Below are 14,636 nucleotides of genomic sequence, written 5' to 3'. Positions count from 1 at the left end.
TTAAAGTTTTACTTTATTTAAAAGAGATTCAATAACTGCAATTGCTTCTTTTGAACCACCACATTCTAAAAAGCTATCATTAAGTTTTCTTATACCATGTTTATACTTTTCATTTGAAAGAACATCTGTTACGGCCTCTTTTAAAGTGTGCACATTAACATGTTCTTTCAATAGTCTATGTGCCGCTTCAAGCTCAGTTAGTCTTTGCGCTATCATAGGCTGGTCTTTATCATGCGGTATTATTACAAATGGGACATTATAATGAATGGCATCGTGTACGCTATTCATACCGCCATGTGTAATAAAAACATCTGCTTCATTTAATATTTCTGATTGAGGTACGTATGGAGCAATTATAAAATTATCTGGTGCTTTCTTAATTTTAGAAATATCATTTCTATCACCAATTGCCATTACAACTATCCCATCAAAATCTGAAAAAGTATCAATACAAGTATTAAAGAATGGTTCGAGTCCTTCAAGCAGTGTTCCCATTGAAATATAAATAACTTTCTTTTCTTTAAGTGATTCCAGTGGAAACTTTATATTTGTTTTACGCTTTGAAATACTCGGTCCAATAAAAATGTTATTTTCCCCGAACGATTCGCTATTAGGTTGGAAATAACAACTTGTGTATACGAGACAAACATCACCCTTATTATTCATAAATTGAAGATTATTCTTTGGTTTTACTCCAAATTTATGTTCCATCTGATTTAGTAATTTTTCAGAGATTTCCTCTGGTTGGAATGGCATATCTGCATTTGGATGAAAAGGTAATGTCTTCAAAAATTCTGGCGGAATTAAAAATATAGGTGAGGACACTACACCTGGAACTTGTAAATACTCCTTTACTAACTCTCCTGCGCCAAATATATCATAAATTACGAAATCAAAATTTATACTTTCACATAATTGTTTCGTAATTTCTAATATATATAAAGAAGTTTGAACATGCACATGAAAGAAAGCATTTAACCCAGATGAGGTTTCAGCATCAATAGAAATCTCTTTTAATAGATCCGGATGAGTATGTACAGTAGCTCCTAAATCTTCAATTCTATCCTTAAAGTTTGCCGTTGTAATATAATGTACATTATCCCCTCGTTCAGTAAAGGCTTTTACTAAATTTAATGTAGGGTTTACATGCCCCTCTGCTGGAAAATTAACTACTAAAATATTTAGCACTTATTTCTCACTCCTTACATTTCATTTTTTTAATTAAGCATACTGTTATTTGTACAAGTAATCTTCCCCTAATAGTCCTAATATGCTTGTTACATTATGTTGATAAATAATTTTCAGTCATCAACATAAAAAAAGCATCTACCTATGTAGATGCCTAACCGTGATAAGGAGTGTTCTGTGAGGTTAGAACAAGCTTTTCTGCTTGTCCTATGCTATCAATATATGATTTATTTTATAAAATGTGAATCGTTAATAGAATTATTTTATCCATTTTATATGATCAAATGGATAAAATACCATTTCTACCTTACCTATTATATTTGACTCATCAATAAGTCCAAGTGTATTCCTACTATCTTTACTATGATTACGATTATCACCTAACACAAATAATTTATGCGTAGGAACTTTTATTTCTCTAAAATTTGAAAAACGATTGGATACTTGTAACATATCTAAATGTATATACGACTCATCACGCTTTTTACCGTTAATATATACCTCATCCTCTTTTAATTGTATATTATCCCCCGATAATCCAATAATTCGTTTCACATAGTAAGTAGGCTCGTCTTCTTTTTTTATGATGACAACATCCCCATGCTGAAAAGACGATAAACAGACGTTTACCTTATTAACAAGTATATAATCTTTTTCATTTAAAGTAGGTTGCATCGAAATTCCTTCTACCATACAAAATAAAAATGACTTATTAATAAAAATAACCCCTATTATAATTAAGATGTAGCTACATATGTTCCTCCAATATTTTAGAATAAACAGCTTCATATATACCTCATTTCTAATCTATTCCCAGATAAAAACGCCTCTAGTTCATATGAATGCTAGAGACGTTTCGTCCATTTTAATTCTCTTTAGAGTTATCTGTTTTTTGCACTTCACCAGTTAATCGCTTATTTTTCAAATCAAAATAAGCATCTAAAACTTCTTTTCCAATATCGGAGTTAATGCCCGATTTATCATTTTCAACCCACGGTACTACAACAGAAAATGCTACTTCTGGATCATCATATGGCGCATATCCAGCTAATGTTAAGTTATAACATTCTCTACGGTCGCCTTTCTCATTTCGCCCAATTTCATTTTCTCCACCATATACAGTTTGTGCGGTCCCTGTTTTACCAGCTGGTTTATATGGTGCTTTTTGGAACGCTCTTACTCCCGTTCCATCTCCGTCTTGAAATACTTTTCTAAATCCTTCTTTTACTTGATTAATATATTCTTGTTTCATATCGATTCTATTTAAAACAACGGGTTCTATTGATTGTACTACTTTACCAACCTCATCTTTTTGAACGGTTTGTTCTCTAATCTCTTGAACAATTTGTGGTTTCATTCGATACCCTCCATTTGCGATAGTCGAAATATATTGTGCAAGCTGAAGTGGTGTATACGTATCATATTGTCCAATAGAATAATCTAATAAGAAACCAGGCTGATTATCTTTTCTTCCAATTTGGCCTGCAGTTTCATTTGGTAAATCAATACCAGTTTGTACGCCTAGTCCAAATTGCCTGAAATAATACCTCATTTTATCAAAATATTCTTGTTTAATATCTAGCGAACTATTTTTTACATAATCCACTCCAGCAATTTTTAATGCTATATTAAACATATAAACGTTTGAAGAAACTTGTAACGCTCTTAGATCGTCTATATCACCAAAATTTTTCCAAGACTTCTTTTCCTTAGTTCCTTTAAACTTCATAGGTGCATCATAAAAATGTGTCCCAGGAGTTATTGCATTTGTTTCAAACCCTGTTAACACTGTCGCACCTTTAACCGTTGATCCAAGCTCATATGAACTTGTCAGCGTGCCTAAAGCATAATCTTCTACTTCCATTTTCCCATCTTTTTCTACAAGCCTTTTCCCAGCCATTGATAATACTTGGCCATTTTTAGGATTCATCATCACTACGAAAGCACGGTCTAACATTGATTCTGATCCTTTATATTGTTTTAATATTTTTTCTATGCTCTCCTCTACTTTTTTTTGCAATTCCATATCTATTGTTAAAGTTAAATTTTTACCGCTTTTTCCTTCCGAAACCGTTTCCGTTCTAATAGTATTTCCTTGTTTATCAGCAATGCTTCTTACTTCTTTTTTTGTACCATGAAGTACATCTTCGTATTGCTGTTCGATATAACTTTTGCCGACCCTATCATTTCGGCTATAATCACGCACTAAATAATAATCTAATCGTTCACGTGGCAATCCTTCATCAGCATTTGAAACGTTACCAAGGACAGAACGGAATAATCCATCATTTACATAGATTCTCTCCCAATCAACTGATGCGTCTACTCCTGGAAGGTTCGCTAAATTTTCACTAATCACCGCATATTCCTGTTCACTAACGTCCTTTTTAATAATTTGAGGTGCCATTTGAAAACCTGAGGTCATTTTACTTTTAATAGCTAACACTTCTATATCTTTAGCCGTTAGTTCTTGAAGATTTTTATCTGTAACGCGTTTCCTTTTTAAATCTTCTATTTTTTTGTCTAGCTCTTTTCCGGTAATATCCTTATCTCGGAACTTATCTATTTCTTTTTTTGATACTAAGTCTTGAGCAAGTTCTGGATTTAATTGCATCCAAAAGTCTTTCTTATCAGTCTCAGTTAACTTATCTATATCTTCTTGTGGCATTTCAATAATATCTGCAAGTTGTCTTGCTGATTTTAATATTTCTTCTTGTTTTACACCTTTCACCTTTGTATATGTAATCGTACGTAAAGACTTATTATCAACTACTGGATTTCCTTCACGATCAAATATTTTCCCACGTGGTACAGAAAGGCCCACGGTTGCATTTTCTCTCTTCTCTACTTCATTTTTATATGTTTCTCCATCAAAAATTTGCACTTTCCCTAACTGAATAATAATGCCAGAAAATAATAAAAATACACAAAGGAATAAAATATTTAACCGGAGAGGTACTACTCTACCACTTTTCTTCTCTTGCTTTTTCACTTTGTCATAATCTCCTCCTTACAATATTTCAAATAATAATCACATTTCTATATTAAAAGTAATGTACAATTTCTATACATTGCTTTGTACAAATATTAATATAATGTTTAAAACTTAATAGAAATTAAAACAAAGGTAAAGAAAAGGTAAAGTTTACTAAATTAAATATAAAAAATACCCAATAACAAAAAGCTTAGTTTTCACTAATCGCTTTGTTATTGGGTATTAATTGATTTAAGAATTACTACTAGTGCGTATTGGTATACATTTGTCGTCACAATTAGAAAGAGATTGTTTACTTAGTACTTTCGGTAAGTAAATAGTTACTGTTGTCCCGACACCAACCTCACTCATGATACTAATTGTCCCTTGATGACTTTCAATAATTTTATAACTTAACATTAATCCAATACCAGTCCCTTTTTCTTTCGTACTATAAAAAGGTTCACCTAATCTCTTAATTCTTTCTTCAGGTATTCCTATTCCTTCATCTATTACATGAATAATGACACCATCATCATTTATTTCTTTTATGTGAATTGAAATTTCCCCACCATTTGGCATAGCTTCGATTGAATTTTGCAAAATATTAATAAATACTTGTTTCAATTGATTTTCTGAGCATTCAATAATTATATCTTTGTCATCCGTAAATAGTTCAACTTGAATATTTGTCATAATTGCTTTTGTATTCATTAACGATACGACATTTTTAAAAATTTGATAAATATTTTTCTTTTCTGTATTTATTTCATCTGTTTTAGCAATTGACAGAAATTCTTGCAGGATCGCTTCTATCCTTTCAATTTCAGAAAGCATAAGATCAAAATATCTTTCTTGATCTTCTTTATTAATTTGGAATAACTGTATAAAACCTTTAATTACAGTTAAAGGATTTCTTACTTCATGAGCCACGCCAGCTGCTAATTGACCAATTGCTGCAAGCGTATCTGATTTGTTTAACAATTCTTCTGTCTTTTTTCGCTCTGTAATGTCGCGTACAATAATCATAATTTTATCACGTAATAATGGTAAGCACCTAGCTTCAAAGAAATCAATACTTCCATTAAGTGTGAGTGGATATTCTACAATTACATTCGTTCCTTTTTCCTTCACTTGATTAATGGCTTCCTGAAACTGCTGCGCTACTGAAGATGGTAATACTTCGTAAAACTTTTTTCCCATAAAAGCTTCTGCGGGTACGTAAAACTTCGTAGGAGATCCTGCCTTGTAATCAATAATCGTGCCATCATCTTCTGTTAAGAAACATAAATCTGGTAAAGCTTTAAAAATTAATTCAAGTTCAGATGTTTGTTGTTTTAACTGCTCTTCTATCGCTTTTAAATGCGTAATATCTACACCAACAGCCCAATAACTATATCCTGTTACAGGAAACTGTTCTGATATATTCGACCACATTATTGTTTTGATTTCACCATTTTTACATGTTAAGTGCATTTCCCAATCTCTGAAATTTTTTCCACAAGTTAAAAATTTCTTTTGTATTTGATGGCGATAATTATGATCAGGATACAATAATTGCAGTGCATTTGAATTTCCAATTATTTCTTCAGCGGTATAACCTGTTACGATTTCACATTCTCGGTTCCACAAAACAAAATCTCCATTATAATCAAGCGCATCGACCATAACAGGCATATTTTGTAAAATCGTATGTAGTTCCTCCTCTTTCCGAGAAAGCAACGTTGTATTTTTACTTTGAAATACCTTTATTGCACCATCTAAAATTAAACTTGAGAGCATTTCAAAGTATTTTTGACAACTGAAAATTTCACTTTTTTTGGACCATACAACAAAAGATCCTAAATGTTGATTGTATAAGAAAATGGGGATTTCAATCTTTGGAAGTTTACTCTTTTTTATCTCATTCATTCCGAATGAAAAAACACACTCTTTTTCAGCATCAAGAAGTTGATGTGATATGTTAGTTAATTTATAAAATTGTTCTGCCATGGTTTCTATTGTACTCACATCAATAAGTTCCATTAGCCGCGAATTCATTCTTTGTTCACCTCAATATGTAAAATTAATACAAATCTAAAATTCATACTTCTCCATTATACGAAGAAAGCTAGTGTAGGTATATAGCTGTAGAATAATTATTCGATCAAATTTTATTTTTCAATTAAAACAAGAAAAGAATATATTTCGTTCATTCCTCATTTATTGTCTAGGTAACTTGAATTCCTCCTTACATTCACTGAATTTTCACTTGAGAGTCATACGCGTCACTAATAGCGGTATAAACATGCAATAAGTATAAAGTTCATAAAATATTCACAATTTTTATGAAAAATATAAACATTTATTCCAATATATTCTATATAATAAAATGTAATAAGGCTTCTATGAATCTCATAGAATACCTTACCCCTAATAAAAAGAAAAAAGAATCCATTTGGATTCTTTTTTCTTTTTTTAATTACATTACATATTTATATAAAGCATGTGCCACACCATGTTCTTCATTTGATAACGTTTCGTATTTACACATTGCTTTTATTTCTTCAACTGCATTCCCCATTGCAATTGATATGTTCGCTTTTTCCATCATAGAAACATCGTTTAGCCCATCACCTATCGCTACAGTGTTTTCAACCGGAATATTAAGATGTTCTGCTAAAGTATATAATCCATTCCCTTTTTGAGCATCTCGATGATTAATCTCTAAATTGTGCCAATATGAAGATGTAATTGCTAAATCTGTATTATGAAGAAATGTTTCTTTGAGTTTTTTTAATTTCTCAATTTCATAAGAAAATGGTAATAGTTTATGCACATGTATATCTGTTTCTACAATTGGTTTACAACTTTCCGCACTATGAAACGCTGTATGCTCAAGATATAATGCTGCGATTGTTTCTAACTCTTTCAAGTCGAAATTTTCTTTTGAATTCTTCACATGCTCAATTTCATTACGTACACTCTCTACTCCATAATCCGGTACATACACACCTTTATCAGTATAGAGCTGATAATATAAACCATTCTCTTCAAGATATTCTACAATTTCAAGTGCCTGCATATTTTGAATTGGATATCTCTTCATCATTTTTTTATCTTTATATATAAGAGCACCATTTTCCGCAATGATTGGACACTCTAAATCAACTTCTAACAATAATCGCTCAATGTCAACAATAGAACGTCCTGTACAAATTGCTACAACATGGCCAGCTTCTTGACATGTTCGAATTGCTTCTGCATTTTCTTTACTTATCATTTTATTCCCCGAAAGAAGAGTTCCATCTAAATCAATTGCGATTAATTTCATTATTTCTTCACCACTTTCTATAAATACACGAGTTCTAATTAATTATTAGGTATCGTTTTCATACAATCCTCGTGAGGTACTCCTTATTTATAATTTATGAAAAGCGTTTCAGGTCAAGAAATAATTAAAAATAAAATCCAAAGCTTTTCTTTTTAAAAAAGCTTTGGATTTTAAACTATGAATTATAACTAATGTATTTTGTCTCACACATGTACACATTTTTTTCTTCAGTTGGGATATATACTTTAAACTTTTCTAACCGTTTTCCATAGATATGAATCGTAATAACGCTTTCATTTTTGCTAATTTCAAGAATATGACAATCCGCTGGTGGAATTACTTTATCTGTTTCTCCTTCTCCCAAATAAAGATTTCCTGTATGTGTTAAATAAACAAGTGAATTTCCAAGTTGTTTCGTTTGTATAAAGTTCTGCACCATAATCCTTCCTGAAAAAACGCCTTCTACTCCCCATGTGCCGTCATGATCATGTAAAGGTGTAGATTGTCCATCTTTCCATACGAGAGCTAGTACTTCAAAACGTTTGAGCGGATCTTCATACAATAAATGTCGTGCATATTGAGTCAAATTGGCCTTCTGTTTATCTAACGGAAGCCATGTTTTCTTTTCTAAAAGTTCTTCTAGTAACTTTTCAATGCCACACACTATTTCTTCTTCAAATAAACCGTTTTCCATAAGATCTGTAACACCTTTAATAAACTTTTGAAATGATTTACTTCCATTACAAGTCAACATAAGAATCCTCCTCTACGTTTTATACAATTCCATATTAAGGTGATTACCGAAAACTCACAATTGAGAAACAAAAAACAAGATGCAAATGTATGCACCTTGTTAAGATTTTTATTTAGCTTTCAATCGAATAGGTAAGTATTTTAATGTTTGTTCATTTTCCAATATACATTTTTCTAAACAGAAAGATGGAGATAGCTCTATTTTTTCAAAAGCATTTATAAAGGTAGTTAATGCAATCTCAGCCTCTAAACGTGCAAGTGGTGCTCCTAAGCAAAAGTGAGGACCTTTCCCAAAAGTTAAATGCTTTTCATTTCCTGTTCGATGTACATTAAATTGAGAGGCTTGTGAAAATTTTTTCTCGTCTAAATTCGCTGCACTAACCCACGCAACAATCATCTGATCCTTTTTCATTAAAGAACCAAATATATTTGTATCCTCTGTAATCCTCCGGGCTAATGTAACAGGAAAGCGATAGCGTAATACTTCCTCAATCGCTTTTGAAATTAAGTTAGGTTCTTTTCTTAACTCTTCATAAATTCCAGGTGAATCTACTAAAAAGCAATAAAAGCTATTAATAATTAAATTTGTAGTGGTTTCATTCCCAGCTGCTAGTAAACCTAATGAAAAGGTTACAATTTCTTCATCGGTTAATCTTTCGCCTTCATATTCAGCTCGAATTAAATCAGAAATGATATCATCGGTTAAATGATATCTCTTTTCCTGAACAATCGGTAGAAGGTATGCTTTGAATTCATTTAATGCTATCCCTTTCTCAGCATCCAGATCATTAAACTTTTCTTTACTATACGGCATAAATAAAATATCAGACCATTCTTTAATTTTTTTACGATCTGTTGTTGGGACTCCTAATAAATCAGAAATAACGGTAACAGGTAAAGGTGCAGCAAACTGTTCAACGATATTAAATTCACTACATTTTTCGATATGTTGTACAAGTTCATCTGCGATAGCCTGTATTCGAGGTTTCCACTGTTCTAAACTTCTTGGAGTAAATGCCTTAGAAACAATGGAACGTACATTGCGATGTTCTGGTGGATCTGTAGAGTTTATATTTATTCTAGTTTCTAAAGGAGGGATTGAGAATTGTCTGCGCTCCCTTCTACTTGAAAATAAGCGATAATCTGATAAAACACGATTTACATCATCATATAAAAAAACATTCCATACATCCTGCTCTTCATCATAATGAACTGGGTGATTATCCCTCATCAAACGATACCATTCATATGGATTCCATAATTCTTCTTTTGTTTTCAGCTTTGAAATTTCATGAACTAAAATAACATTTTCAGGTGAAGCCATAGTTCTTTCCTCCCTTTTCTTTTACAATAAAAGTGATAGGTCGGCAGTTCAAAGTTGTATAAACTATCATATGTTATTTTAACATATACTAAAGGGGATTTTTCATTAGAGAACTTGAGAAATATATAAGGGGGATTTTTATGTACGTTGACATTTTACTACTAGCAGAATTAACGACCGGACCAAAACATGGATATGAAATCAAAAAAAATGTTCAAAATCGTTTAGGTGAGAATTTTGAATTAAATCACAACATGCTTTACCCTGCCCTTAGGCGCTTTGAAAATATGGGTGCTATAACGAAAAAAATACATAAACAAGTTGGAAAACCAAACCGAAATATGTACGATATAACAGAAACAGGAGAAGAAATTTTTTCTGAAATGTTACGAGAGTTTCCCGAAAAACTTGCGACAAATAATGCAGAATTTCTTGTTCGTATCGCGCTATTTGAAAAACTTGAATATGAAGCTAGAAAAGAGATTTTGACTGTACGTCAAAACGTACTACATAATCAACTTACCGCTATTCAGTCTCTAGAGGTTACCTCACCCTTTATTACTGAAGTCATTGAATTTAGTAAATCACGAATTGAACATGAATTGAGTTGGATTACATCACTTATGAAGAAAATATGAAAAAATAACAAAAAAAGCTAAAATTAATGAATGAAAATGATATTTATTATCAATAATATGATTAATAAAAGGGCAACCACGATTTGGCTACCCTTAAAGAATTTACACTTCTGGATCGAATGTTTTGCAATCTGTTTCTTCCGTTGTAGATGCATGTTTACCTTTATGACTTACTACGTAAATTGCCTCTGCACTACATTTATTACCGTTCGCCCAAAATTTACAGTTGTTTACTTCACATAAAACGTCTTGTGCCATAGTATCACACCTCCTTGTTCTATTATCATTAACAAAATTCGGAGGTATGATACTATTTGTCATCCATTTTTCATTCCCTTTTTAGCTTTCTTAATGGTTCAATATCTCCGCGTACAATAGCATCAATATTTCCAGTTATTTTTTCAATATCAAAATGCCACCATTGAATTTGCAATAATTCTTGAATTATTTCATTTGAAAATCTCTCTTTTATTTTATTTGCAGGGTTTCCACCAACAATTGTATATGGTGCGACGTCTCTAGTCACAACAGATTTAGCTGCAATGATTGCACCATCCCCTATTTTTATTCCGGGCATAATTGTTGTATCCATACCAATCCAAACGTCATTTCCTATAACTGTATCACCTTTATAAGGTAAATCAGACAAACTAGGTGTATACTTCTCCCACCCATTTCCAAATATATTAAATGGATATGCCGAAAATCCATCCATCCGATGATTGGCTCCGTTCATAATAAAGTTAACTCCAGATGCAATACAACAAAACTTTCCAATATTAAGGCGATCTCCAAGAAATTCATAATGATGTAATACTCGATCTTCAAATGTTTCTCCATCTTTCGCATCATAATAAGAATATTCACCAACAAGTATATTAGGTTTTGTTATTATATTTTTTATAAATTGAACGTTTTGATTTCCTTCAATAGGGTATTTAACATTTGGATTAGGATTCATTTTGTACGGCACTTCCTTTACCACTTATTTCACTTTCTACCGCTATTACTGGCTTTAAATTGTATATAGGTAAAATAAACAATAATCCAATTATAAAAAGTAAAGCCGTTCCTTCATACATCATACTTAATGAAAACATCTCTTTTAATGAGCCAGCTATACTCATCGTTACTACCATTGAACCGGTAAAAAGCGGACTTAAAATACCATTTACACGACCTATAAAATCGGTATCGCTATTTTGAATAATAAGCGTATTAATACCAATTTGGATACACGGAAGAGCTAAACCACTAAAAAGCTGCGCTGTAAGTGTCACCCATAAATTTGTAGAATATCCTATAATGCCAATACCAATTGCTTGACCAAGCATACCGATAATTAACATCTTTTGCGGAGCAACGTTTTTCGCAAATACCATTGCTAATGCTCCGCCAACAATCATTCCCGCACCATTTACTGTTAGTAGCCACTGTAAACTCTCTTTTGATAATCCTAACTGCTCAGTCACAATAAATATACCTAATGGCTGAATTAATCCTATACCTAGTCCTGCAGCCATAAAACAAAGCCCTAGCAAAGTTAATGCTTTTTTCTTTTTGACATACTTAATACCATCCTTCATCTCCTGCAACAGAGTGATACCTTTCTTTTCTACGTCGTTTTCAAGATCTTTCGGAAGGAATAACAATACAACTGCCGCAAGTAAAAACGAGATACCTGTTATGATGATTGAAATATAAATTCCAAAACTATGAAAGATAAATGTCCCTAGTATTGGTCCTAATACCATAAATATTGCAAATATCGTTTGATATATAGACATTGCTAATTGAATTTGTTCCGTTGATAAATGTTGTTTAAACAATTTCATTCCAGATGGTTGTGAAAACTGTGAAAGGATTGCAGAGATGAGTGTCACAAAAAACACAATTTTCCACGTTCCAAACATAAGCGTAATTAATACAGCGAATACTGAAATGGAACTTAACGTTTCACACCATATCATTGTCTTCTTTGGCTTCCACCTATCAGCAAAAGTACCGCCAATAAATGAAAAAATAAAAATTGGAGCGAATTCAGCAACTGAAATCATCGAAATAGCAAAAGCATCACCTTTTGTCATTTCCATTACATATAGTAATACCGCAAAGTTTCGAACCCATATTCCTATTTGTAAAAATAATGCTGATGCTAAAATCCCTTGAACAAACCGATTTTTTAATACTTGTGATACCCCATTGTTTTGTTTCGTTACTACATTTGTCGACATAAAAAAGCCTCCTATTTCATGTTCTGAACAGGAGGCAGCACAAATCATATAAAAAGACTATATATTCGCAGAGCGAAATACATCCCTTTTCTATAAATGTACAGACTAACCCTATTCAGAAGAATATTTCGTTTTTTAACGAAGATCTCTTACAAATAGAATTAGTTGATCATTGGGATGTCTTCACCCTTCCGTTTCGAATTTAAATAACACATACATACTCTATGTAAATCATTTTCGATGTATGCATGTCTCCTTTTAACTATTCTAGAAAGTTAAAGGCAATTCCTCTAAAGAACGCATTAAATAGTTACCTTGCCATTTAATTTCTTCACGATTCCCTTTTATTTTTAGTTCAGGCATTCGATTAAACAAATTAGTAATAGCAATCTTTGCTTCTAACCTCGCAAGTGGAGCTCCTAAGCAGAAATGGCTACCATGACCAAACGCAATATGACGATTATTTTCCCGAGTAATATCGAATACTTCTGGGTTTTCAAATACAGTTTCATCACGGTTTGCAGAAGCTAAGGCAATGACAACCATATCTCCTTTTTCGATTGTTCGGTCGTGAATTTGAAAAGGTTCCGCTGCCCATCTTGCAGTTGTAACCTCAACTGGAGAATAATAACGCAATCCTTCCTCAATAGCCGAATCAATTAGTTTTGGATTATCTTTTAATAACTGTAATTGATTTGGATTTTCAAGAAGTGCTAATACCGTATTTGTAATTAAATTCACTGTCGTCTCGTGTCCTGCTACAATTAATAGCATTATCATTGAATATAGTTCCCGAGCGCTAAGTTTATGCCCTTCACTCTCTGCAAGTATTAAAGCACTCACTAAGTCTTCTTTTGGCTCTTTTCGTTTAATATCAACTAAATATTGAAGATATGTAATAAACTCAGATAGTTGTTTTTCGGTCTCTTTTATTTCTTCAGGTGTTTCTGGTGATGCAATAACAGCATGAGACCAAATTCTAAATTTCGCTTGATCTTCTTTTGGAATACCGAGCATCTCACTTATTACAATAATTGGTAACGGAAATGAATAATCATCCACAAGATTTAATGTACCTTTTCGCTCTATATCACTTATCAAATCATCTGCTATTCTCTCAATTCTTCCGTCTAATTGTGCAATCATCTTCGGTGTAAAAGCTTTTTGAACTAAAGATCGTAAACGACTGTGGTTAGGTGGATCTGAATTTAGCATATGTGTTGTTAAGTGGTCACTATTATCAACGGAAAGATACATGTTCTTTATATCTTGAGAAAACACATTTGTCCAATCTTTTTTTAAACGATTATCTTTTAAAAGTGGCAGAGCATCTTCATATCTAGTAATGAGCCATTCTTTACCGATTTCAACTTGGTTTACAAATAATATAGGTTGTTTTTTTCGCGATTCTTTATAAATCTCATACGCATCTTCCTTAAATTGAGCTGAAGCTAAATTAATGCCATCCTCTATTTTTAGTCCAACTTTGTTTTTCATTGACATTGTATTCCCTCACTCTCATTTGTTTTTGAAGACCAATCAACATATGCATTATACTCTAATAAAAACGTGAAAATTGTAAATTTTTAATCAAAATCTTACTTCGTATATTGAAAAATAAAAAAGTGAGAGAGTAAAATCGTTTTACTCTCCCACTTCTCTTTATGCGAAGCACATAAAATTACTAATTTGTTGATAGCGATAACTTACTTTACGACGACGACCACCTTGCCAAGTGTAACCTGATACTCCATTTCTTCTCACTTCAGTCGGAAAGAACCATAAATCTCTTCCAAAAGGCCCAGGACGATGTAAACGTAAATAGCCCCATCTTCCTAAACAGTTACACATCCATGATTTCATATTGCTTGGTTGTGCCGGAGAAGCAAATGTAGACGGTAACGACGGCGCTTGTGACGGTGGTGGTGATGTTGGAGCATCCTCCGCATCATCTGGTCTATAGTCTTCTTGTTCAATATCTCTCACTTCATTTGTAGGTTCATACCCGTAGTTTTGTGGATTGTAATACATCGCTTGATCATATGGATAATTTTGTTGGTTATACATATTAACAAATCACCTTCTTTTCATTCATTACCTTTACCATTCATATGTGATATGCCCTCACTGCGAAGCTTATGTATAGCCCAAATTCAACTTAAAAAGCTCGTATTATTAAAAATACGAGCTTTTCAAAAATAGAATGTGTTTA

The 14,636-nt window shown here is 32.4% G+C and carries 13 protein-coding genes; 1 reads left to right on the top strand and 12 read right to left on the bottom strand.

The features are described 5' to 3' along the window. The 7 genes from AC1Q8L_RS15160 to AC1Q8L_RS15130 all read right to left on the bottom strand — a co-directional run bounded on the left by AC1Q8L_RS15160 (position 1) and on the right by AC1Q8L_RS15130 (position 9,552). Positions 1-1,188: a macrolide family glycosyltransferase gene (locus AC1Q8L_RS15160; RefSeq protein WP_000932146.1), complete on the bottom strand. Its 1,188-nt coding sequence runs from the start codon at positions 1,186-1,188 to the stop codon at positions 1-3. Between the two features lie 258 nt (positions 1,189-1,446). After that, on the bottom strand, positions 1,447-1,977 hold the full coding sequence (gene lepB, locus AC1Q8L_RS15155) for a signal peptidase I (RefSeq protein ID WP_002094036.1): 531 nt from the start codon (positions 1,975-1,977) through the stop codon (positions 1,447-1,449). A gap of 76 nt (positions 1,978-2,053) precedes the next feature. Beyond that, complete coding sequence (locus tag AC1Q8L_RS15150; protein ID WP_098311754.1) at positions 2,054-4,180, bottom strand: peptidoglycan D,D-transpeptidase FtsI family protein; 2,127 nt, start codon at positions 4,178-4,180, stop codon at positions 2,054-2,056. Positions 4,181-4,414: 234 nt separating this feature from the next. Further along, the gene (locus AC1Q8L_RS15145; protein ID WP_142317971.1) at positions 4,415-6,202 is read right to left on the bottom strand and encodes an ATP-binding protein; all 1,788 of its coding nucleotides are present in this window, start codon (positions 6,200-6,202) and stop codon (positions 4,415-4,417) included. Between the two features lie 421 nt (positions 6,203-6,623). Then, the gene (locus tag AC1Q8L_RS15140; RefSeq protein WP_000766385.1) at positions 6,624-7,475 is read right to left on the bottom strand and encodes a Cof-type HAD-IIB family hydrolase; all 852 of its coding nucleotides are present in this window, start codon (positions 7,473-7,475) and stop codon (positions 6,624-6,626) included. A 175-nt stretch (positions 7,476-7,650) separates the two neighbouring features. Further along, entirely contained in the window at positions 7,651-8,229 is a 579-nt protein-coding gene (locus tag AC1Q8L_RS15135; protein WP_000954436.1) for a cysteine dioxygenase family protein, read from the bottom strand. A gap of 108 nt (positions 8,230-8,337) precedes the next feature. Next, the gene (locus AC1Q8L_RS15130; protein WP_086388027.1) at positions 8,338-9,552 is read right to left on the bottom strand and encodes a cytochrome P450; all 1,215 of its coding nucleotides are present in this window, start codon (positions 9,550-9,552) and stop codon (positions 8,338-8,340) included. A 140-nt stretch (positions 9,553-9,692) separates the two neighbouring features. On the opposite strand from AC1Q8L_RS15130, the gene AC1Q8L_RS15125 reads away from it, so the two are divergent. Continuing rightward, positions 9,693-10,190 (top strand): PadR family transcriptional regulator, encoded by a 498-nt coding sequence (locus AC1Q8L_RS15125; protein ID WP_000289121.1) that lies wholly within the window; start codon positions 9,693-9,695, stop codon positions 10,188-10,190. A 102-nt stretch (positions 10,191-10,292) separates the two neighbouring features. Here AC1Q8L_RS15125 and AC1Q8L_RS15120 read toward each other — a convergent pair whose 3' ends face one another. The 5 genes from AC1Q8L_RS15120 to AC1Q8L_RS15100 form a co-directional block, all read right to left on the bottom strand. Continuing rightward, positions 10,293-10,448 carry a DUF1540 domain-containing protein gene (locus tag AC1Q8L_RS15120; protein ID WP_000046095.1) on the bottom strand — a complete coding sequence of 52 codons (156 nt, stop codon included), beginning with the start codon at positions 10,446-10,448 and terminating at the stop codon, positions 10,293-10,295. Positions 10,449-10,518: 70 nt separating this feature from the next. After that, a complete protein-coding gene (locus AC1Q8L_RS15115; RefSeq protein WP_001069253.1) occupies positions 10,519-11,151 on the bottom strand; it encodes a Vat family streptogramin A O-acetyltransferase in 633 nt (210 codons plus the stop codon). Then, positions 11,141-12,424, bottom strand: a complete 1,284-nt coding sequence (locus tag AC1Q8L_RS15110) for an MFS transporter (RefSeq protein ID WP_000106403.1) — start codon at positions 12,422-12,424, stop codon at positions 11,141-11,143. Before AC1Q8L_RS15110 ends, AC1Q8L_RS15115 begins: the two co-directional genes overlap by 11 nt. A gap of 267 nt (positions 12,425-12,691) precedes the next feature. Continuing rightward, positions 12,692-13,927: a cytochrome P450 family protein gene (locus AC1Q8L_RS15105; RefSeq protein ID WP_000062089.1), complete on the bottom strand. Its 1,236-nt coding sequence runs from the start codon at positions 13,925-13,927 to the stop codon at positions 12,692-12,694. Positions 13,928-14,086: 159 nt separating this feature from the next. Then, the gene (locus AC1Q8L_RS15100) at positions 14,087-14,491 is read right to left on the bottom strand and encodes a hypothetical protein (protein ID WP_000282690.1); all 405 of its coding nucleotides are present in this window, start codon (positions 14,489-14,491) and stop codon (positions 14,087-14,089) included. Positions 14,492-14,636 lie beyond the last annotated feature (145 nt).

The organism is Bacillus sp. GW823-FHT06A11, assembly GCF_058795355.1.
This window is presented reverse-complemented; position numbering and strand designations above follow the sequence as displayed.